General features: G+C 72.4%; 19 protein-coding genes and 1 riboswitch. Of the genes, 9 read left to right on the top strand and 10 right to left on the bottom strand.

Going from position 1 to position 20,779, the window contains the following annotated elements; genetic code table 11:
* Window positions 1-7 precede the first annotated feature (7 nt).
* Window positions 8-1,594, bottom strand: a complete 1,587-nt coding sequence (locus NNW99_RS28305) for a GMC oxidoreductase (protein WP_215121991.1) — start codon at window positions 1,592-1,594, stop codon at window positions 8-10.
* 175 nt (window positions 1,595-1,769) lie between these two features.
* Window positions 1,770-2,912, bottom strand: coding sequence for a glycosyltransferase family 4 protein (locus NNW99_RS28300; RefSeq protein ID WP_215121990.1), 1,143 nt, complete (start codon window positions 2,910-2,912; stop codon window positions 1,770-1,772).
* Window positions 2,913-3,031: 119 nt separating this feature from the next.
* Here NNW99_RS28300 and NNW99_RS28295 point away from each other — a divergent pair, with 119 nt between their 5' ends.
* The gene (locus NNW99_RS28295; protein WP_215121989.1) at window positions 3,032-4,267 is read left to right on the top strand and encodes a glycosyltransferase family 87 protein; all 1,236 of its coding nucleotides are present in this window, start codon (window positions 3,032-3,034) and stop codon (window positions 4,265-4,267) included.
* Here the strand turns inward: NNW99_RS28295 and NNW99_RS28290 are convergent.
* Entirely contained in the window at window positions 4,228-5,550 is a 1,323-nt protein-coding gene (locus NNW99_RS28290; protein WP_215121988.1) for an MATE family efflux transporter, read from the bottom strand. The genes NNW99_RS28295 and NNW99_RS28290 overlap by 40 nt on opposite strands.
* Before the next feature lie 137 nt (window positions 5,551-5,687).
* Here NNW99_RS28290 and NNW99_RS28285 point away from each other — a divergent pair, with 137 nt between their 5' ends.
* Window positions 5,688-6,218 (top strand): PadR family transcriptional regulator, encoded by a 531-nt coding sequence (locus NNW99_RS28285; protein ID WP_215121987.1) that lies wholly within the window; start codon window positions 5,688-5,690, stop codon window positions 6,216-6,218.
* On the opposite strand, the gene NNW99_RS28280 is transcribed toward NNW99_RS28285, so the two are convergent.
* The 5 genes from NNW99_RS28280 to NNW99_RS28260 all read right to left on the bottom strand — a co-directional run bounded on the left by NNW99_RS28280 (window position 6,206) and on the right by NNW99_RS28260 (window position 11,559).
* Window positions 6,206-7,390, bottom strand: coding sequence for a hypothetical protein (locus NNW99_RS28280; protein ID WP_215121986.1), 1,185 nt, complete (start codon window positions 7,388-7,390; stop codon window positions 6,206-6,208). The genes NNW99_RS28285 and NNW99_RS28280 overlap by 13 nt on opposite strands.
* A gap of 34 nt (window positions 7,391-7,424) precedes the next feature.
* Complete coding sequence (locus tag NNW99_RS28275) at window positions 7,425-8,438, bottom strand: NlpC/P60 family protein (RefSeq protein ID WP_215121985.1); 1,014 nt, start codon at window positions 8,436-8,438, stop codon at window positions 7,425-7,427.
* A gap of 203 nt (window positions 8,439-8,641) precedes the next feature.
* Window positions 8,642-9,682: a C40 family peptidase gene (locus NNW99_RS28270; protein ID WP_215121984.1), complete on the bottom strand. Its 1,041-nt coding sequence runs from the start codon at window positions 9,680-9,682 to the stop codon at window positions 8,642-8,644.
* Between the two features lie 248 nt (window positions 9,683-9,930).
* The gene (locus NNW99_RS28265; protein ID WP_215121983.1) at window positions 9,931-11,280 is read right to left on the bottom strand and encodes an NYN domain-containing protein; all 1,350 of its coding nucleotides are present in this window, start codon (window positions 11,278-11,280) and stop codon (window positions 9,931-9,933) included.
* 39 nt (window positions 11,281-11,319) lie between these two features.
* Window positions 11,320-11,559: a hypothetical protein gene (locus NNW99_RS28260; protein WP_031106126.1), complete on the bottom strand. Its 240-nt coding sequence runs from the start codon at window positions 11,557-11,559 to the stop codon at window positions 11,320-11,322.
* 159 nt (window positions 11,560-11,718) lie between these two features.
* Here NNW99_RS28260 and NNW99_RS28255 point away from each other — a divergent pair, with 159 nt between their 5' ends.
* The 7 genes from NNW99_RS28255 (at window position 11,719) to NNW99_RS28225 (ending at window position 18,028) form a co-directional block, all read left to right on the top strand.
* Window positions 11,719-12,471 (top strand): rhomboid family intramembrane serine protease, encoded by a 753-nt coding sequence (locus NNW99_RS28255; protein WP_215121982.1) that lies wholly within the window; start codon window positions 11,719-11,721, stop codon window positions 12,469-12,471.
* Window positions 12,468-12,749 (top strand): Lrp/AsnC family transcriptional regulator, encoded by a 282-nt coding sequence (locus NNW99_RS28250; protein WP_030848030.1) that lies wholly within the window; start codon window positions 12,468-12,470, stop codon window positions 12,747-12,749. The genes NNW99_RS28255 and NNW99_RS28250 overlap by 4 nt, the downstream gene beginning before the upstream one ends.
* Window positions 12,750-12,857: 108 nt before the next feature.
* Window positions 12,858-13,169 (top strand): small secreted hydrophilic protein, encoded by a 312-nt coding sequence (locus NNW99_RS28245; RefSeq protein WP_215121981.1) that lies wholly within the window; start codon window positions 12,858-12,860, stop codon window positions 13,167-13,169.
* Window positions 13,099-14,613, top strand: coding sequence for an ATP-binding protein (locus NNW99_RS28240; RefSeq protein ID WP_215124497.1), 1,515 nt, complete (start codon window positions 13,099-13,101; stop codon window positions 14,611-14,613). Before NNW99_RS28245 ends, NNW99_RS28240 begins: the two co-directional genes overlap by 71 nt.
* Entirely contained in the window at window positions 14,610-15,269 is a 660-nt protein-coding gene (locus NNW99_RS28235) for a response regulator transcription factor (RefSeq protein ID WP_215121980.1), read from the top strand. Before NNW99_RS28240 ends, NNW99_RS28235 begins: the two co-directional genes overlap by 4 nt.
* 138 nt (window positions 15,270-15,407) lie before the next feature.
* Window positions 15,408-16,823, top strand: coding sequence for an SLC13 family permease (locus NNW99_RS28230; protein WP_215121979.1), 1,416 nt, complete (start codon window positions 15,408-15,410; stop codon window positions 16,821-16,823).
* Between the two features lie 11 nt (window positions 16,824-16,834).
* On the top strand, window positions 16,835-18,028 hold the full coding sequence (locus NNW99_RS28225) for a glycerate kinase (RefSeq protein ID WP_215121978.1): 1,194 nt from the start codon (window positions 16,835-16,837) through the stop codon (window positions 18,026-18,028).
* Here the strand turns inward: NNW99_RS28225 and NNW99_RS28220 are convergent.
* The gene (locus NNW99_RS28220; RefSeq protein WP_215121977.1) at window positions 17,983-19,350 is read right to left on the bottom strand and encodes an aminotransferase class V-fold PLP-dependent enzyme; all 1,368 of its coding nucleotides are present in this window, start codon (window positions 19,348-19,350) and stop codon (window positions 17,983-17,985) included. The genes NNW99_RS28225 and NNW99_RS28220 overlap by 46 nt on opposite strands.
* Window positions 19,351-19,483: 133 nt before the next feature.
* Window positions 19,484-19,600, bottom strand: a riboswitch (SAM riboswitch).
* A gap of 74 nt (window positions 19,601-19,674) precedes the next feature.
* Complete coding sequence (trpD, locus tag NNW99_RS28215) at window positions 19,675-20,739, bottom strand: anthranilate phosphoribosyltransferase (protein ID WP_215121976.1); 1,065 nt, start codon at window positions 20,737-20,739, stop codon at window positions 19,675-19,677.
* Window positions 20,740-20,779 lie beyond the last annotated feature (40 nt).

The following is a 20,779-nucleotide window of genomic DNA, read 5'->3' as shown; positions in this document are numbered from 1 at the left end:
AACGGCGTCATGGCGCGGTGTCCTCGGCGAGGACCCGCGCCATCGTGCGTTCGGCGAGGGCCGTGATGGTCACGAAGGGGTTGACCCCGATCGAGCCGGGCACGAGCGAGCCGTCGACGGCGTAGAGCCCGCGGTAGCCCTTGAGCCGGCCGTAGCCGTCCGTCGCCCGGCCCAGGACGCAGCCGCCCAGCGGGTGGTAGGTGAAGTCGTCGGCGAAGACCTTGTTGCCCGAGCCGAACAGGTCGTAGCGGTAGATCGTGGCGTTCGCCCTGTTGATCCGGTCGAACAGTTTCTTCGCCATGCCCACCGACACGGCGCTCTGCGCCGCGCTCCACCCGAGCCGCACGGCGCCGCTCGCCGCGTCGTACGAGAAGGACGCCCGTTCCGGGTTCTTGGTGATCGCCAGGTAGAGGCTGACCCAGTGTTCGAGCCCCATGGGCAGGGGCGCGATCTCGGCGAAGACGGGGTTGGCGGTGTTGGCCCAGTCGTCGATGCCCATGACCGGCATGGTCGACTGGTTCGCGCCGACCGTGTCCCACAGGTGGTTGGCCCGGCCGAGCATCACATTGCCGTTGGTGCCCCAGCCGGTGCCGACGCTCGCGTCCAGGGCGGGCAGGGTGCCCGACTCCCGGGCGCGGACGAGGAGTTCCGTGGTGCCGATGCTGCCGCCGCCGAGGAACAGGTACGTGCAGGCGTACTCCTTGGTCTCGACGACGGTGCCGGTGTCGTCGATCCGCTCGACGCTCAGGACGTAACCCCCGTCGGCGGCCCTGCTGATCGACGTCACCCGCTCCATGGTGTGGAGGGTGACGTTCCCGGTGCCGAGCGCGGAGGCGAGGTAGGTCTTGTCGAGGCTGCGCTTGCCGTGGTTGTTGCCGTAGATGACCTCGCCCGCGAGCGCCGATCTGGTCGCCGTGCCGGCCGCCTCGCGCTCCATGTGGCCGAAGTCGTAGACGTTGGGCACGAAGGTGGTCCTCAGCCCGGCGTTGTCCGCGTGTTTACGGGAGATCCGGGTGAAGCGGTACCACTCGGTGGACTCGAACCAGGCCGGGTCGATGGTGTTGACGCCGAGCATGGAGCGGGCGCGCGGGAAGTACGTGTCGTACATCTCCGCGGTGTCCACGGTCGGGAACTGCTCGGCGAAGTAGGACCGGAGCGGGGTCACCGCCATGCCGCCGTTGACCAGGGAACCGCCGCCGACGCCCCGGCCGACGTACACGGACATGTGGTCGTAGTGCACGCGGTCCAGGACGCCCGGGTAGGAGCTGATGTCCCTGTTGACCAGGTCCAGCCAGAGGAAGGTGGCCAGCGGGGCCTCCGTGCGGGTGCGGAACCACATGGAGCGCCGGTCCGGGGTGCGGGTGGAGCAGAAGATCTTGCCGTCGGGGCCGGGGGTGTTCCAGAGCCGGCCCATCTCCAGGACGAGGGTGCGGATGCCGGCCTGGCCGAGGCGGAGGGCGGCCACGGCGCCGCCGTAGCCGGAACCGATCACGATCGCCGGGGCGTTGTCGACGGCTGCGGGTTCGGCGGCTTGGGCCGATCGGAGGCCGATTCGGGTGAAGCCGAGGGCGGCCGCGGTCTGGATTGCCGCCATTCCTATGATCTGACGTCTTGTCAGCTGACGTCGCATCAGGTTTGCTGTCATGTGCGCAGCATGGGCGGATTATTGGGTTCCGCCTAGTGGGGTGCGCGTTTTTCGTCGTGGGCGGGTGCGGGTTCGTTGTGGTTGATCGCGCCCACGCGGCGGAGCCGCACATCGACACAGAGCCTTACAGCAGCGTCTGCAGCTTCTCCGCCAGCAAGTCCCAGCGCCACTTCTCCTCGACCCACGCCCTGCCCCGCTCCCCCATCCGGTGGCGGAGCTCGGCGTCTCCCAGGAGGGTGACGATGCGCTCGGCCGCCTCCTCGGGGGAGCCGCCCCGGACGACCCAGCCCGTCTCGCCGTCGAGGACCGCGTCCGGCGCGCCGCCCGAGTCGCCGGCGACGACGGGCAGGCCGGTCGCCGAGGCCTCCAGGTAGACGATGCCGAGGCCCTCGACGTCGAGGCCGCCGCGCCGGGTCCGGCAGGGCATCGCGAAGACGTCCCCGGCGCCGTAGTGCGCGGGCAGCTCGGACCAGGGCACGGCGCCGGTGAAGCGGACCGAGGCGGCGACGCCGGTCTCCCGGGCCAGCTTGCGCAGGTCGCCCTCGTACGGGCCGCCCCCGACGATCAGCAGGACGGCGTCCGGCTCGGCGGCCAGGATCCGGGGCATGGCCCGGATCAGCGTGTCCTGCCCCTTGCGCCGCACCAGCCGGGACACGCACACGATCACCGGGCGGTCGGTCAGCCCGAGCCGGGCCCGGATCTCGTCGCCGCCCGAGTCCGGGTGGAAGGTCTTCTCGTCGACGCCGGGCGGGAGCTGCGCCATGCGCGCGGCGGCCTGGGGGCTCAGCGCGCCGGCGATCCGCGAGCGCGTGTACTCGCCCAGGTAGGTGATCGTGTCCGTGGAGTCCCCGATCCGGCGCAGCAGCTGCCGGGCCGCGGGCAGCTGGGCCCAGCCGGCCTCGTGGCCGTGCGTGGTGGCGACCAGCCGCTCGGCGCCCGCGCCGCGCAGCGCCGGTGCCATCAGGCCGAGCGGCGCCGCCGCCCCGAACCACACCGAGGCGCAGCCGTGCTCCCGCAGCAGCCCGACGGCACGCCGGGTGACGGCGGGCGTGGGCAGCAGCATGGTCGTACGGTCCCGTACGACGGTGAAGGGCTGCTCGGCGTCGAAGGCGGCGGTCGCCTCGACGCCCTCCCGGCTCCGCTTCCACGTCGACGCGTAGACGACCAGCTGCTGCGGGTCCAGCCGCAGCGCCATGTTGTGCAGAAACGCCTGGATGCCACCGGGCCGGGGCGGGAAGTCGTTGGTCACGATCAGGGTCTTGCGCACGCCGCCGACCCTACCGAACCCGACCCTCAGCGCCGTGCGGGGCAGCTCTTATGGCACGCTCACAGCTGTCCGGGACATCATGAGCCCATCGACAGAGCACGCGGACGGGCAGGGATCAGGTGAAGACGACGGGCGCGAGGCGGTCCCTGGCATGGCTGCCGGTGGTCTGGTGTCTCACGAGGCTGGCGCTGCTGCTGTTCGTGATGAAGGTGTACGTCTTCCCGGGCCCGGACGTGACGAGCGACGTGCACGCCATCTACCAGGGCTGGTACGAGGTACTGCGCACCGGAACGTTTCCTCAGAACGATGTCACCTGGCAGTACCCGCCTGCCGCCGCCCTGGCGATCCTCTCCCCCGCGCTGCTGCCCTTCCTGCACTACGCGACCGCGTTCTTCGTCCTGGTCTGCGTCACCGACCTGATCGTCCTGGCCCTGCTGATGTACGCCGGACGGCGGCCCGGCAAGACCCTGCGCGGCGCCTGGGTGTGGGTGGTGGGCGTCCCGCTGCTGGGGCCGACGGTGTACTCGCGCTACGACGTGATGGTCACGGCCGTGGCGATGGCCGCGCTGCTCGCGGGCGCCCGGCACCCGAAGACCATGGGGGCGCTGGCGGCCTTCGGCGCGCTGCTGAAGGTCTGGCCCGCGATGCTCCTGCTGGCCGCCCGCCGCCGGAGCGCCTGGGCGTCGGCCCTGGTGACCGGCCTCGCGGTGACGGGCGCCTTCGCCCTGGTCATGCCCGGCGGGTTCGCCTTCCTGACCTTCCAGCGGGACCGGGGCACCGAGGTGGAGTCGCTGGGCGCGCTGGTCTTCCATGTCGCCCGGCACTTCGGCTGGAACGGCGAGGTGCGGCTGAACTACGGCTCGATCGAGTTCCTCGGGCCGTATGTGAGCGAGGTGAGCACGGCCGCGCTGTTCCTGACGGGGGCCGCCTTCGGCTGGCTGGTGCTGTGGCGGCTGCTGGCCCGGCGCTTCGAGGAGCACACGCTCGCCGACGCGGCCTTCGTGGCGGTGCTGATGTTCACGACCACCAGCCGGGTGATCAGCCCGCAGTACATGGTGTGGCTGGTCGGGCTGGCCGCGGTGTGCCTCTGCTTCCCCGGGAGCCGGATGCGGCTGCCGGTCGGTCTCGTCCTGGTGGCGTGCTTCGTGACGGTGCTGGAGTTCCCGCTCTACTTCGCCAACGTGGTGGCCAGCGACGGCCTCGGCATCACCCTGCTGTTCCTGCGCAACGGCCTCCTGGTCGTCGCCACCCTCCTCGCGGCCCGCGCCCTGTGGAAGGCGACGGTGCCGCGCACGGTCCCCGCTCCCCTGCCCTCTCAGCCGGCCCGCGCGGGCGAGACCCCCGTCTCCTCCTGAGCCGGGGCCCGCCGGAACAGCACACCCGCCAGCCCGCACTGCACCGCCGTCGCGAGCCCCAGCGCGAGACACACCCCCGGCAGCCCGAGCCCCGTCAAGCCGTACGCGAGCGCCAGCTGCACCGCGGTCCCGAGCACGGTCACCCGCAGCAGCGCCGAGGCGCCCCCGCTGCCCTCGAAGACCCCGCCGAGCGCGACGAGACAGGCCATGAGCAGCAGACAGGGCCCGACGCAGCGCAGAAACAGCACACCCTCGCCCGCGACCCCGGGCCCGGACCCGAAGGCGGCCATGAGCCACGGGGCACCGGCGGCCAGCAGCACGGCCGCGCTGAGGCCCAGGGCGCCGGAGACGAGCACGGCCTGCCGCCCGATCGCCCGCCGCTCGTCCTCCCCCGCGCCCCGGGTGTGCGCGGTGTGGATGGCGGCGGCCTGGCGGACGGCGTAGAAGGCCATGGTCGCCACGTACATGACCTTGTAGGCGATCGCGTACGCGGCCACCGACGTCACCCCGAGCCGCGCCACGATCGCGACCAGGACCAGGGCGCCCGTCTGCCGCACGGTGAAGTCGGCGGACATGGGCAGGCCGGTCGACAGGGTCCGGCGCAGGGAGACGGCCAGGGACTCGCCCGTCTCCGCCTCGCGTGCCTCGCGCAGCAGCGCGTTGCGCCGTACCGCGAGGAGTCCCGCCCCGAGCGCCACGGACCGGGACAGCACCGTGGCGGCCGCGGCGCCCCGGACGCCGTAGAGGTGGATGAAGAGCGGGTCGAGGGCCAGGATCAGGCCGTTGGAGAGCAGGGCGAGCCGTAGCGGGGTGCGTGTGTCGCCGGTGCCTTTGAGGAGGCCGTCGACGAGTTGCTGGGCGAAGAAGACGGCCATGCCCGGCAGGGAGAGCGTGAAGTAGGCGACGGCGAGCGGGAGGGCGGCGCTGTCGGCGCCGCCCAGCACCAGCCGGGCCAGCGGTTCGCGTCCCAGCAGTCCGCCCGCCACCACCAGGGGTGTCACGAGCGCCCACAGCGCCCATCCGCCGCGCATGGCCGCCCGTACGGCCACGGGGTCGTGGGCGCCCCGGGCGTGTGCGACCAGCACGGTCGTGCCGGAGCCGAAGACCAGGGCGATGCCGAGCAGCACGTTCTCCGTGTTGGTCGCCACGGCCACGGCGGCCACGGCCGGGCTGCCGAGCCGCGCGACCCAGACGGTGTTGATGATCCCCGCGGCGACGGAGGCGAGCAGCGAGAGATAGACGGGTCCGGCGAGCAGGAGGAGCTGCTTGCGATGGGCGTTCACCGTGACCGTCCCCCTGACCCCGAGTCCCCATGGCCCTCGATACGAGCTACCTCTGTACGAGCTATCTCGATTCGAGGTAGCTCGTTAAGAGGTAGCATGCGTCAGACGTCACCCGCAAGGAGGACCAAGGGAGGACCATGCTGGAGCTGTCGATCCTCGGCTTCCTGGCCGAGGAGCCCCTGCACGGCTATGAGCTCAAGGAGCGCATCAAGGCGCTGACCGGCCATGTCCGGCCCGTGAGCGACGGCGCGCTCTACCCGGCGATCACGCGCCTGGTCGGGGCGGGCCTGCTCGACCAGCACACCGAGCCGGGCGCGAGCGCGGCCCCGCGCCGGATCCTCGCCCTCACCGACCGGGGCCGCGAGGAACTGCTGGAGCGGCTGCGCCGGCCGAAGCAGACCGAGATCACCGACCACGTCCGCTTCAACACGGTCCTGGCCTTCCTGCGCCACCTGCCCGACCGGCACGAGCAGGCCGCGGTGCTGCGCCGCCGGCTGGCCTTCCTGGAGACCCCGACGAGCTTCTTCTACGACTCCGGCAAGCCGGTCCGCGCCGAGGATTCGGACGACCTGTTCCGCCAGGGCATGCTCCGGGTCGCGCGGGCGACGGGCGAGGCGGAGCGGGCCTGGCTGCGGGAGACCGTCGCGCTGCTCGATCAGCCGAGCTGAGCCCGCAGATACTCCTGCCACTGCTCGGTGAAGGCCTCCGGCGTCGTCCCCAGCACGTCCCGCATCGCCTCCGCCACCGCCCCGGCCCGCTTCCGGTGGTCCCCGACGGCCCGGTAGAACTCGCCCAGCCGGGCCTCGCCCCAGCGGTCGGCGATCAGCCGGCACGCCGTCCAGCCGCTCTCGTAGGCCCGGGCCAGGCGGCTCGCGTCGCCGGTGAACCCGAAGTCCTCGTCCTCCGGCAGCGCCTCCGGGAGCCGCCCCTGGCTCACCGCCCGGGACAGCTCGGGCGCGGCCTCGGAGGGGACCCGGCCGGTGGCGCGGTAGCCGGCCCAGTCCGCGTACCCCTCGGACAGCCAGAGGGGCGTGGCGGCGCTGGTGTGGGCGCGGGTGGCGACATGGGTGGTCTCGTGGGTGACGACGACCTGCTCGCCGAGGCCGCCGAGGAGCGCGAAGGCGTCCGGGTTGACGATGACGCGGTCCGCCGGTGCCCGGGCCGGAGCGCCCGTCTCGCCTGTGGTGACCGCCGCGATCCCCCGGTAGGAGGAGGCGGGCGAGCCGAGCAGCCCCGCCATCCCCTCCAGGGACTTCGGCACGAGCAGGACCACCTGCCGGGACCAGTCCGTGCCCCACGCCTCGGACACGGCGGGCACCGCACGGTCGGCCAGGTCCGCGAAGTCGCGCAGCGACCGGCCGGACTGCCCGACGCCGAGGACGAGGCTGCGGGCGCCCCGGACGGCCTGCACCGCCCCCTGGTCCCACAGTTGCTGTGCGGACTTCTTCGCGGGCCGGTCGGTCTCGACGGACCACCGCCCCGCCGTGTCCCGGCTCAGCCGCAGGGTGCGGCCCGCGGTCACCGGCGCCCGGTCGTACCCGGCGACGCGGTAGCGCAGTTCGGCGTCGGCGGTGGCGGTGTCGCCGGTGCGGCGCACTTCGGTCACCCGGTACGACCAGGCGGCCAGCGGCACCGCGCGCAGCCGGGCGAAATCCACCCCAGTGCCCGTGCGTTCGTAGGCCCGCTCGTCGCGGTCCAGGACGGCGGCGGCCCGCCGGTCCAGGAGCCGCTGGACGTCGGCCGTGGCGCTGTCGGCGGCGGACCGGCCGCCGCACCCGACCAGGGCGACGAGCAGCACGACGAGCGCCACCACCGCGGACCCCGACCTTCGACCAGCCACGTTCCCGATCGTACGGGCGCCGGGGCCGCTCCGGTCAGACCCTGGTGACCGAGGAGACGGGCATCATCCCGACGGGGTCGTAGCGCACGGGTGCGCCGGGGTAGGGCGCGTGGATGACCTGGCCGTTGCCCATGTACATCCCGACATGGCTGGCGTCGTCCCGGTAGACGACCAGGTCGCCGGGGCGCGCCTCGGACAGCGGGACCTGCCGGCCGGCGTACCGCTGGGCCTGCGAGGTGCGCGGCAGGGCCACCCCGGCCTGCGCGTACGACCACTGCGTCAGGCCCGAACAGTCGAAGCCGGAGGGGCCGTTGGCGCCCCAGACGTAGGGCCGGCCGACCACGCTGCGGGCGGCCGCGACGGCGGCGGCCCCGCGTCCCGAGGCGGGGGTGGCGTTCCCGAGGTAGGGCAGGTCGCCGCGGCCGGAGCGGGAGGCCCGGTCGTAGGCGGCGCGCTCGGCCTCCGGCAGGGAGTTGAGCAGCCGCCGGGCCGTGGCGAGCTTCCGCTCGACGGACTTCTTGTGGACGGCGACGGTCCTGCGGCTCTTCTCCAGTTCGCGGAGCTTGCCCGCGGCCTCCTCGCGGTCCTGGGCGAGTGTGCGCATGGCGTCCTGGAGGTCTTCGAGCTCACCGGCCTGGTGGGCGGTGAGGCGGTCCAGCCGGGCGGCCCGGTCGAGGTAGTCCTCGGGGTCGTCGGAGAACAGCAGGGCGAGGGACGGGTCGAGGCCGCCCGAGCGGTACTGGGCGCCGGCGAGCGAACCGAGCTGCTCCCGCATGGAGTTGATGCGCTGCTGCTGCCGGGCGATCCGGTCCCGGGCGGTTCCGGCCTCCTCGCGCAGTGCGTCGGCGCGCTCGTCGGCCTTGTTGTAGGCCTCGGTGGCCTTCTCGGCCTGCGCGTAGAGGCGGTCCACCTCGGCCCGGGTGTCGTCGTGCGGTGCGGACGCGGCCGGTACCGCGCACAGGGCGGTGGCCGCGACGGACAGGAAACCGACCGCGGCACCGGCGCCCCGGTCGAACCCGGACGGTGCAAGTCGGCGATGGGACCCCACGGGAAGCCGCACTCCTTCCGCTGACGGACTTGGAAACGCGGCAGACAGTAGCCCCGCGACCGGGAGCAGCCAACGACCATCCGTGGGGGTGCGGCACGACGCCCCGCCGCTGACGCAGGTCACCGGCGGGGCGTGGGCTTACTCGAGACTGTGGTGATTCCCCCGAATGGCGGACACGGTGTCCTCGGGGGCGGTGCCGTTCGTCAGACGCGGACGCCGAACATGAACGGGCCGCCGATGGTGTCCATCGACTCGTAGCGGACGACCGTGCCGGTGCGCGGGGCGTGGATGATCTGGCCGTTGCCGGCGTAGAGGCCGACGTGGTGCAGGTCGTTGAAGAAGAAGACCAGGTCGCCGACCTTGAGCTGGCTGACCGAGGAGATCCTGGTGCCGATCTGGGACTGCGCCTCGGAGGTGCGCGGGATCTGCATGCCGGCCGCCGCGTAGGCCCGGGAGGTGAGGCCGGAGCAGTCGTAGGAGCTGGTGCCGGTGGCGCCGTAGACGTACGGCTTGCCGAGCTGGCTCTGGGCGAAGGCGAAGGCGGAGGCGGCGCGGCCGGAGCCGGGCGGGACGTTGTCGGTGAGGGCGTCGCGCTGGCTGTCGCGGCTGGCGCGGTCCTGCTCGGCGGCGAGCGCCTGCTTCTCGGCGGCGGTGAGGCTGTTGAGCAGCTTCTGCGCGGAGCCGAGCTTGCCCTGGACTTCCTTCTTCTTCTTGCCGAGTTCGGTGCGGGTGGAGGCGAGGTCCTTGAGCTTCTCGGAGGCCTCGGCGCGCTCCTGGGCGAGTTCGCGCTGCTTCTCCTGGACCTTCTTCAGCGCCTCGACCTGCTGGCTGCTCAACTGGTCGAGCGTGGAGGCCTTGTCGAGGTAGTCGTCCGGGTTCGCGGAGAGGAAGAGCTGGACCGAGGGGTCGATGGAGCCGGTGCGGTACTGCGAGGCGGCCGCGAGGCCCAGGCTGTCGCGCAGCTCGTTGAGCTCCTCCTGGCCGCGGGCGACGTTGTCCTGGATGGTGGAGATCTCCTTCTGGAGCTTCTCCTGCTTCTCCTTGGCCCCGTTGTACTTCTCGGTGGCCTGCTCCGCCTCTTCGTAGAGCTTGTCGACCTTGGCCTTGACCTCGTCCTTGCTCGGCTTCTCGCTGGGAGCCGCGTTGGCGGCCTGCGCGCTGAAGGCGACGGCAGCGGCGGCGGCGGTGGTCAGCACGGTCACACGTGCGCGGCTCGGCTGCTTCGGACGACGGTGGGACGCCACGGGTGAAAGCTCCTTCTGCCCCCTCCGCCGTCTCTCCCGATGAGTGATCACCCGAGCGGAGGTTTCGGAGCCTGACCCTAGTGACCTTCCTGTGATCAGTTCAAATCCTCAGATGAAAAATTGCGTCACAGTGAGCCAACTTTTCCCCTGGACTCACAGGCGGTGAGACTCACTTGACTTAACGTGGCCCACAGGTCTCACCAATTCGGGCATCACGCCCGGACGTTACGCATCGCCCGTAGGGGCGCCTAGGACCGCGAAAGGCGCCTGAGGAGCATCGCCGAGGCCACCGGGCGGGCACCGGCCCGGGCCACTCCGTCGGCGACCTCGCGGTCCGTGGACGCCACGATGACCGGCCTTCCGGGTGGTTCGGCGCGCACCAGTTGACGGATGAGTTCGTCGGCGGTGACGCCCGGCTTCGAGAACAGCACCCGTACGCCGCGCGGCGGCGCCAGCAGGACCGGTGCGGCCAGTTCGGCGCCGTCGAAGACGCACGTCACCTCGGCGCCGCTCTGCGCCGCCAGTTGGGAGAGCTGCCCCAGCAGCCTGAGGCGCTGCTTCTCCAGGGGCATCTGCGGATAGCCGGTCTTGGTGACGTTGTAGCCGTCGACGACCAGATGCGCCTGCGGCAGCGCCAGGAGCTGGTCGAGGACCTGCGGGTCGTCCTCGGAGAGGGCGCGGGCGGCGATGTCCTTCGGGGTCATCCGGCCCGGCTCGACGGCGTCCACGGTCTCGGCGGGCCGCACCGACACCGGCGGCAGGGCCAGTTCGCGCCGGAGCCCCTGGGTGGCGTCCAGCAGGGTGTCCAGCAGCAGCCGGACCCGCATGTCCTCCACGCTGCGGCCCTCGCGGGCCGCCCGGCGCGTGGCCTCCAGGGCCGCCTCGGTCTCCCCCAGCCGGGCCTTGAGCCGCCGGCTCTCGCTCTCGGCGGCGGACACCTGGGCGTGCCCCTCGGCGCGGACGGCCTCCATCTCGCCGTGCGCCTTGCGCAGGGCCGCCTCGCCGCGCTTGACGTCGCTGAGGGCGGCGCGGAGCTTGCGGTGCAGCGACTCGGTTTCCTTCTTGGCCGATTCCAGCTCCATGCGCAGCCGCTCGGTCTCGGTCCTGGTGTGGTCACGGGCCCGGGCCAGCTCCTCACGCAGTCGCTCCAGCTCGGCCCGGCTCTCCTCGTCGGCCCGCTCGGCGTCGGCCCGCTGGGCCTCCTCGCCGGCCGCGGTCACCAGCTTCACCCAGTCGGTGGGCCGCAGTACGTAGGCCGCGGCCGCCACGTCGAGCGGGTCCGCGGCCGGGGGCGGGGAGCCTGAGTCGAGGGCGCCGGCGAGTTCCGGCTGGGCCTCTCTGAGCTTCTCCCCGATGCGCTGACGGAACAGCGGGTCGGACTCCAGCGCCGAGGCCATGGCATTGCCGGCGAACTTGGCTCTGCGGTTCGGGGCGAACCGGGCGTACTGCCTGAGCTGTGCGGGCAGCTCGCCGACCGTCAGCGCTCCGAAGCCGTCGGAGACGATCTGCACGACCCTGCGGCGCACCCCGTCGGGCAGCGGACGGTCGAGCACCTCGGCGGCGCCGTCGCCCGGCCCCCCGCCTGTGGTCTCCACCATCCGTCACACCCCTATGCCTGTGCGGGGGCCCTGCTCCCCTCAGGAGCCGGCGCCCGGCCTGTCCACGAGTTCCACCTGGTCCACCGCGTTGCACCAGCGGCAGCGCACCGACTCGATGGTCTCACTGAGCACGTCGCGCTCCTCGACCTTCGGCTCTCCGGCCAGGTCCAGGTGGACGTACTCGACGACCTTCGACGAGCGGGTCACGTCGAAGCGCGTGAGGTTGCCGCAGAGGGTGCAGCGCCACCGCGTCTCGGCGGTCGGCAGGGGAACCGTCATCGTGGCCTGTTCTCTTTCCTTCTAGTGTCCGTGACGCCACCGGCTTCCCCGGTGCGTGTGGCTCGTAACCCTACGGCCTGCGAGGTCCTCGTCGCCTGCGTGTCCACGGCGGCGAGGCGGTCTGTGCGGTTGCGTCCGGTTACGTCATGCTCTGTAGCCATGATCAGCAAGTGGAGTGCGTCGATCGCCCGGGCGAGCGGATCGATCAGGGGTTCGTCGGCGCCGGTGACGTACTCACTGATCGCCCTGTGCTGCACGGTCTTCCTGGCCGGGCCCGCCTCGGGCATCGGCCCGGCGTACGGCTCGGGCGACGATCTGCTCGCCGCGCAGCGGGCCTACTTCCGGCACTGGGGCGTGATTCCCGCAGACCTGTTCGAGGCATCCCCCGGGGCGGCCCTCACCCCGGTGACGGCCCTCTTCGTCCACGGCACCTGGGTGCACCTGCTCGGCAACATGCTCTTCCTCTACGTCTTCGGGGCGATGACCGAGGAGCGGATGGGGCGGGTGCAGTTCACCCTGTTCTACGTAGGCTGCGGCTACCTGGCCCTGCTCGGGTACGCCGTCGCCAACGCGGATTCCGAGCAGTCCCTGGTCGGTGCCTCCGGGGCGATCTCGGCGGTCCTCGGCGCGTTCCTGTACCTGTTCCCCCGTGCCCGGGTGACCAGTCTCCTGCCGTTCCTCTTCTTCCTGCCGGTGCGCTTCCCGGCCTGGGTCGTGCTGCCCTTCTGGGCGGCGCTGCAGTGGCTGGCGGCGGGGCGGGCCCCGGAGGGGCCAGGGGTGGCCTACCTCGCCCACCTGGTCGGCTTCGGCCTGGGCTTCTGCTACGCCTCGGTCCGCTACGGCCGTCCCACCGGCCCTACTAGAGTGAGGAAAGCCCCTGCACCGGCCCCCGAGGGAGAGAACCAGCCGTGATCACCGCGATCGTCCTGATCAAGACCAGCGTGGACCGGATCCCCGAGATCGCGGAGTCGATCGCGGCGCTGGACAGCGTCAGCGAGGTCTTCTCGGTCACCGGCACCTACGACCTCATCGCGATGGTCCGGGTGAAGGAGCACGAGGACCTCGCCGAGGTCATCCCCGGCCGGATCAGCAAGATCCCCGGCGTCGAGGGCACGGACACGCACGTGGCGTTCCGTACGTACTCGCAGCACGACCTGGAGGCGGCGTTCTCGATCGGGCTGGACAACTAGGGCTCGCGGGGCCGACCGGAGGGCCCGGCGGCCCGACCGGCTCCGGATGAAGGGTTCTTCATCCGGGGTTCATCATCCGCGGCGGGTTCCGTCCGCAGGATCGGGCGCATGGCATTCTCCCGTCGTATGGCCGCCCTCTCCGCGGTCGTGCTGATCCCCCTGGGCATCGCGGCGACCAGCTACGCCCTCGCGGACAGCCCCCGGTCGCCGAAGGTCCCGTCCCAGCAGGTGGAGCTGGACAGCGGCACACCCACCCCCACCTCCACGCTCGGGCCCACCCCGAAACCCACGCCCGGCGACGAGGTCGTCTCGCGGCCTCCGGTGACCGACAGCTCGGCTGGTGACGATGATGACGACGACAGCGGCCAGGGCAACGGGGACGACGGACCCGGCGACGACGGACCCGGCTCCGACAACTGACCCCGGCCGGCGGCGGGTCTCCGCCCGGGTCCGCATCCTGCTCTGGCTGCTGCTGGTGATGGCGGTGGCGCTCGCCTCGGTCGCCATGACCACCCGCTCCTTCCTGCTGCGGGACGTCGACAACCGGATCAACCGCCTGCTCACCCAGGAGACCGGCGAGTTCGCCAACTTCGAGGAACGGGGCGGGGATCCGCAGACAGGCCGCCCGTTCACCGACGCGAACCGCCTGCTGACGGTGTTCCTGGAACGGCAGTACCCCGACGCGGACGAGGAGCTGATCGGCCTGGTCGGCCGGGCGGGCGGCGACCCCCGGCAGATCCGCCAGCGGCACGACCTGCCCGTCGCCCTGCCCCTGCACCGGGATCCCGCCGCCAAGCGCGCCGTCTTCGACTCGCCCGAGTCCTCCGGGGTGCTCCGGCGTCCCGAGGGCGAGATCCGCTGGGCGAAGGTCACGGTGGCCCAGCAGGGCCGGGCGCCGGAGGCCGCGTTCGTCGTCGCCTTCCACCCGGAACGCGAACAGGCCCGGGTGAACGACATGTTCCGCATACTGCTCGTCATCTCCGGGGTCGCCCTGCTGCTGACCGTCGGCATCGCCTGGGCGGTCGCCGGGCGGATCCTCAAACCGGTGCGGGTGGTGCGCAGCGCGGCGGCGCAGCTCACCGAGCAGGGGCTCACCCGGCGGATCCCGGTGCACGGCAACGACGACATAGCGGCCCTCGCCGTCACCTTCAACGGCATGCTCGACCGGCTGGAGCGGGCCTTCGCCGCGCAGCGCGAGTTCGTCGACGACGCGGGGCACGAACTGCGGACCCCCATCACCATCGTGCGCGGCCATCTGGAGCTGATGGGCGACGACCCTGCCGAACGCGAGGAGACCGTCCGGCTCGTCACCGACGAGCTGGACCGGATGAGCCGCATCGTCGAGGACCTGCTGCTCCTCGCCAAGGCGGAGCGCCCCGACTTCGTCACCCCCGAGCCGGTCCAGGTCGCCGAACTCACCGCCGATGTCTACGTCAAGGCCCGCACCCTGGGCGAACGCGACTGGCAGCTCGACGGGGTCGCCGACCTGGAGGCCGAGCTGGATCCGCAGCGGATCACCCAGGCCATGGTGCAGCTCGCCCAGAACGCCGTGCAGCACACCACCACCGGCCAGACCATCCGCATCGGCTCCCGCACCGAGGGCCCGGACCTGGAGCTGTTCGTGGCCGACACCGGCCCCGGGGTGCAGCCCCAGGACGCCGAGGTCATCTTCGAACGCTTCCGGCGCGGCACGGCCCGCCGCGGCACCCGGGGCTCCGGCGCGGGCCTCGGGCTGTCCATCGTCAAGGCCATCGCCGAGGGCCACCGGGGGCGGGTACGGCTCTACGACCCGCCCGGTGGCGGCGCCGGCTTCGCCCTCGTCCTGCACCACGCACCCCGGGCACCGGAAGGGGACCCCTCGTGAACCGCATCCTCATCGTCGAGGACGAGGAGCGCATCGCCTCCTTCGTGGAGAAGGGCCTGCGCTCCAACGGCTTCACCACGACCGTCGTCACCGACGGCGACGCGGGGTACGAGTACGCCCTGACCGGCGGCTTCGACCTCGTCGTCCTGGACATCGGGCTGCCCGGCCGGGACGGCTTCACCATCCTGCGCGAGTTGCGGGAGGCGCGGGTGTCGGTGCCGGTGATCGTGCTGACCGCGCGGGACTCCGTACGGGACACGGTGGCCGGCCTGGAGGGCGGCGCCGACGACTGGATGACCAAGCCGTTCCGCTTCGAGGAGTTGCTCGCCCGGGTGCGGCTGAGGCTCCGTACGGCGGCGCGGGCGCCGGAGGTGACGGTGCTTCGGTCGGGCTCCCTGAGCCTCGATCTCCGTACCAGGCGTGCGCGGTCCGGGGAGCGGACGGTTGATCTGACGGCGCGTGAGTTCGTGCTGCTGGAGCTGTTCCTGCGGCATCCCGGGCAGGTGCTGTCGCGGGAGCAGATCCTGTCGCATGTGTGGGGGTACGACTTCGATCCGGGATCCAACATCGTGGATGTGTATGTGCGGACGCTGCGGAAGAAGTTGGGGGCGGAGCGGGTGGAGACGGTGCGGGGGATGGGGTATCGGGTGCCGTAGTGCCACGTCGTCGAGTTGGCCGGGTGCGGGCTCGTTGTGGCTGGTCGCGCAGTTCCCCGCGCCCCTGGGGCACCGTAGTGAAGGTTCCTTCATGTGGAACTCATCGACGACTCACCGCCCGGGCGAATCCTCGATGGCGTGACCCTGAATCTGCGCTCCACCATCGCCTTGTGCGTGGCGCTGTCGTTGTGTGCGCTGCTCGCGATACCCGTGAACTTCCCGGGACTCGGCGGTGACGCCCGATTCACGCTGGGCGTGTTCGTGCTGGCGACCTGTGCGTGGATCGGGACGTCGATCGACGACACCTATATCGCGCTGGGTGCCGGGCTCGCGCTCACGGTGACCGGGGTGATCAGCAGTGACACCCTGTTCGGCACGCTCGGGGACGACACGGTGTGGCTGCTGATCTGCGCGTTCGTGCTGGCGGCGGCGGTGAGTCGGACCGGGCTCGCGGGCCGGGCGGCGGTGTTCCTGGTCAGTGGGGCACGCACCGTACGGCAGCTGGTGCACCTGACGACGGCCGCGCTGGTCGTCACGGCGTTCGCGGTGCCCGCCACCTCCGGCCGGGCCGCGCTCGCGCTGCCGGTGTTCCTGGCCCTCGCGAAGGTTCTCGCCGACCGGAAGCGACTGGTGGTGATGCTGGCGTTGCTGTTCCCGACCGTGATCCTTCTGTCGGCGGTGGCAACACTGATCGGTGCGGGCGCGCATCTGATCACCGTGTCGGTGCTGTGGGAGACGACCGGGCAGCACATCGGCTTCACTCAGTGGCTGCTGCTGGGGCTGCCGCTGGCCGTGGCCTCGTCCCATCTGGCCGCCGAGCTGGTGCTGCTGACGACGACCCGGCGGGCGGATCGCCGGGGCCCGGTCAGCATCGCCCCGGAGCAGATCCAGCAGCACAGCGAGCAGCCGGTGACCGGCCCCTGGAGCCAGGCCGAGAAGCTCTGCGCCCTGCTCCTGGCCACGGTGGTGCTGCTGTGGTGCGCTGAGCCGCTGCACCGGGTGCCACCCGCCCTGGTCGCGCTGATCGGCGCCGTCATCGCCTCCTCCCCCGCGCTCGGCACCGTCCGTCTGAAGGACGCCCTGAAGACCGTCCCCTGGTCGCTGCTGCTGTTCATGGCGGCGACGATGGCGATGGGCGTCGCGCTCGCCGACTCGGGGGCGGCGAAGTGGCTGGTCTCGGGGCTGCCCACGGGTGAATCGCCGGTGCTGTTCCTCGCGATCGTGATCGCCGTCAGTACGGCGGCCCATCTGGTCCTGCAGTCCCGTTCGGCCCGTTCGTCGGTGCTGGTCCCGCTGGTGGTGGCCGCCGCGATCGGCGTCGGGGTCAACCCGGTCGCCGCCGCGCTCGCCTCCACGGCCGCCGCCGGCTTCTGCCACACCCTGCCCGCCTCGGCCAAGCCGGTGACGCTCTTCGCGCAGGTCCCCGGCACCCCCACCTACACCCCGCGTGACCTGCTGCGGCTGTCCGCGTTCCTGGCGCCGCTGACCGCCGCCCTCGTCCTGCTCTTCGCCGTCGCGGTGTGGCCGCTGCTCGGCGTGTCCGTCACCCGTTGAGGAGAGTCCTGATGCTGACCCGTGTCGTCGTAGCCCCCAGTGGCTTCAAGGAGTCACTGTCCGCGGAGGCGGCGGCCGACGCCATCGCCGCGGGCGTCCGCCGTGTCCTGCCCGACGCCGAGATCGACCTGGTTCCGCTGGTCGACGGCGGCGAGGGCACGGCCCTCGCCCTGGCCGCGGCGACCGGCGGCCGGCTCGTCACCGTGCCCGCCACCGGCCCCGTCGGGGACACCATCGGCGCCCATTTCGCCCTGCTGGGCTCCGGGGACACGGCGGTGGTGGAGATGGCGGCGGTCGCGGGCCTCTCCCTCGTCCCGCGCGACCTGCGCGACCCGGGCGCCACCACCACCTACGGCGTGGGCGAGCTGATCCGCTCCGCGCTCGACCTGGGCGTCCGGCGGATCCTCGTCGGCTGCGGCGACTCGGGCACCTCGGACGGCGGCGCGGGCGCGCTCCAAGCGCTCGGGGCCCGGCTCCTGGACGAGGAGGGCCGGGAACTGCCGCATGGTGGAGCCGCGTTGGCGCGTCTGCACCGCATCGATCCGCGGGGCCTGGACTCCCGGCTGGCGGAGGTGGAGCTGCTCGTCGCCTGCAACCCCTACAACGTGCTGTGCGGCGAGCGGGGCGTCGCCCGGGTCTTCGGCCCGCAGAAGGGCGCGACGCCGGTTCAGGTCGAGGAGCTGTCGGCCGGCCTGGAGAACTGGGCGTTCGTCCTCACCCGCGATGTCGCCGTCCCGGACACCGATCTCCGCTCCGGTCCCGGCACGGGGGCCTCCGGCGGTCTGGGCGCCGGTCTCGCCGCCCTGGGCGCGCGTCTCCTCCCCCGTTTCGACGTGCTGCTGAACCATCTCGACCTGGACGCCCGGCTGGCCCGCGCCGACCTGGTCGTCACCGCCGAGGGCGCCCTGGACCACCAGACACCGCGCGGCAAGGTCCCGGCCGAGGTGGCCCGCCGGGCCAAGCTCCACGGCCGCCCGGTCCTGGCCCTCGCGGGCACCCTCGGCGAGGGCGCGCACGAGGTGCCGGGCGTGGACGCGTGCAGCGGCATCCTGCCGGCGCCGATGGCCCTGGCGGAGGCCCTGATCCGGGCCTCCGAACTCCTCACGGACGCGACCGAACGCGCCCTGCGGATGATCGTCCTGGGCGCCCGGCTACCGGCTCAGGCGGAGGTGTCCGGGACGCAACGGCCGTCCTCCGTGCGGTAGTTCCACCGCGCGCCGTCCTGGACCAGCTCCTTGACGGCGCTCACGAACCGGTCGACGTGCTCGTCGGGCGTGCCCGCGCCGAAGCTCACGCGGATGGCGTTGAGGGACTTCTCGCCGGGAGCCGCCTCCGGGGCGCCGCACTCGCCCTGGGTCTGCGGGTCGCTGCCCAGCAGGGTCCGCAGGAGGGGGTGGGCGCAGAACAGCCCGTCGCGCACCCCGATGCCGTACTCGGCGGAGAGGGCGGCGGCGAAGTGGGAGCTGTTCCAGCCCTCGACGACGAAGGAGAGGACACCGACGCGCGGGGCGTCGTCCCCGAAGAGGGAGAGGATCCGGACCTCCGGCACCTCGGCGAGGCCCGTACGCACCTTCTCGATCAGGTACCGCTCGCGCGCGACCAGGTTGTCGAACCCGGCCTCGGTGAGCGCCGCGCAGGCGGAGGCGATGGCGTAGGCGCCGATGACGTTCGGGGAGCCGGCCTCGTGCCGGGCGGCGCTCTCGTGCCACTCCACGTCGACGCCGCCGTCCGTACGCCGCGCGACCTTGCGCGAGGCACCGCCGCCCGCGAGGTAGGGGTCCGCCTCGCGCAGCCAGTCGGACCGGCCGGCCAGGACACCGGAGCCGAAGGGCGCGTACAGCTTGTGCCCGGAGAAGGCGACCCAGTCGACGTCGAGGTCCCGGACGGACACCGGGTGGTGCGGGGCGAGCTGGGCGGCGTCCAGCACGATCCGCGCGCCATGGGCGTGCGCGGCCGCCGCGAGCTCCCGTACGGGCCACAGCTCGCCGGTGACGTTCGAGGCGCCGGTGACGCAGACGAGGGCCGGGCCGTAGGGCTCGCGGTCGGCGAGGGCGCGCTCCAGGGTCTCGACGGCCTGGCGCGGGCTGCTCGGGGCGTCGAGGTAGGTGACGCGCGCGTTCCGCCAGGGCAGCAGGGAGGCGTGGTGCTCGGTCTCGAAGACGAAGACCTGGCAGTCGGCCGGGAGGGCGGCGGCTAGGAGGTTCAGGGAGTCGGTGGTGGACCGGGTGAACACCACCTGGTCGCCGTCCCGGCAGCCGAGGAAGTCCGCGACGGTCCGCCGGGCGTTCTCGAAGAGGTCGGTCGAGAGCTGGGACAGGTACCCGGCACCGCGGTGGACGCTGCCGTAGTACGGCGCGTAGGCGGCGACGTCGTCCCAGACGCGCTGGAGCGCCGGGGCGCTGGCGGCGTAGTCGAGCGCGGCGTAGGTGACCTCGCCGCCGGTCACGAGCGGCACGGTGACATCCCGGCCGAGAACGGGCAGCGAGGCACAAACGGACCGGTCGGCGGCAGCGGTGGAGACAGACATGGGGGAACTCCCGTGAAGGCAGGTGGAATCCGCCCGCGAGCGCATGCGGCTCGAGCGGGGGCGAAGGAAAAAGGGGGTGCGGAGGCGGGGCTCTGCGGCCCTATCGCATTCGCTGGTTCACGAGAAACTCCTCGTCACGCGCTTGCCACAGACCTCGCTGCCTGCGGCCTGGTCTTCACCCGGGGCACCCCGCCACGGACGGAGGGTTGCCGGACAGTCGGCCGGGGCCTCATGACTGTCACTCATGACCTGATCAGGAAAGTACGGGAAAAGATCGGCGTCCCGCAACCCGAGTCCGGATCGCGGGACGCCGTACGAAATCCGCTAGGCGTTGCTCGCGGCCACCCAGCGCTCCAGAGTCCGCTTCGCGGCCCCTGAGTCGATCGACTCCGCGGCCTTCGCCATCCCGGCACGGACCTGGTCGGCCAGCGGTGCCGCCGTCGGCTCCAGGGCCACCAGCGCGGCCGCCGAGTTCAGCAGGACCGCGTCGCGGACCGGGCCGGTCTCGCCCTCCAGCAGACGGCGGGCGACCTCGGCGTTGTAGGAGGCGTCCGCGCCGCGCAGGGCCTCCACGGGGACCAGTTCGAGGCCCACGTCGCGCGGGTCGAAGGGCTCCTCGGTGACCTTGCCGTCGCGGACGATCCACACCCGGGAGGTGGCGGTGGTGGTCAGTTCGTCCAGGCCGTCGTCGCCCCGGAAGACCAGGGACGAGTTGCCGCGCTCGGCGAAGACGCCCGCGACGATCGGTGCCATGCGCGGGTCCGCCACACCGACGGCCTGGGAACGCACCCGGGCCGGGTTGGTCAGCGGGCCGAGCGCGTTGAACACCGTACGGATGCCGAGCTGGCCGCGGGCCGCGCCCGCGTGGCGCAGGGCCGGGTGGAACTTCACCGCGAAACAGAAGGTGATCCCGGCCTCCTCGGCGACCTCCGCGACCCGGTGCAGGGGCAGCTCCAGATTGACGCCGAGCTTCTCCAGCACGTCGGAGGCCCCGGACGCCGAGGACGCGGCGCGGTTGCCGTGCTTGACGACCTTCGCGCCCGTGCCGGCGACGACGATCGAGGACATCGTGGAGATGTTGACCGTCTTGGCGCCGTCACCGCCGGTGCCGACGATGTCGACCGTCGCCCCGGGCACCTCGATCACATTGGCGTGCGCGTACATCGTCCGGACGAGGCCGTTGATCTCCTCGACGGTCTCGCCCTTGGCCCGCAGGGCCACCACGAAGCCCGCGATCTGCGCCTCGGTCGCCTCGCCGCGCATGATCCGGTCCATCGCCCAGGCGGTGTCGTCCGCGCTCAGGTGCCTGCCGTCCAGCAGGCCGTTCAGCAGGGCGGGCCAGGAGCGGCCCGCCGCGGTGTCGCCTCCAGCGGGGGTCACAGCGCTCATCAGCCGCTCCTGGGTCGTCGTACGTCGCGTAAAGCAGTGG

Source organism: Streptomyces sp. CRCS-T-1 (assembly GCF_024442335.1).
Taxonomy (GTDB): domain Bacteria; phylum Actinomycetota; class Actinomycetes; order Streptomycetales; family Streptomycetaceae; genus Streptomyces; species Streptomyces koelreuteriae.
This window is presented reverse-complemented; position numbering and strand designations above follow the sequence as displayed.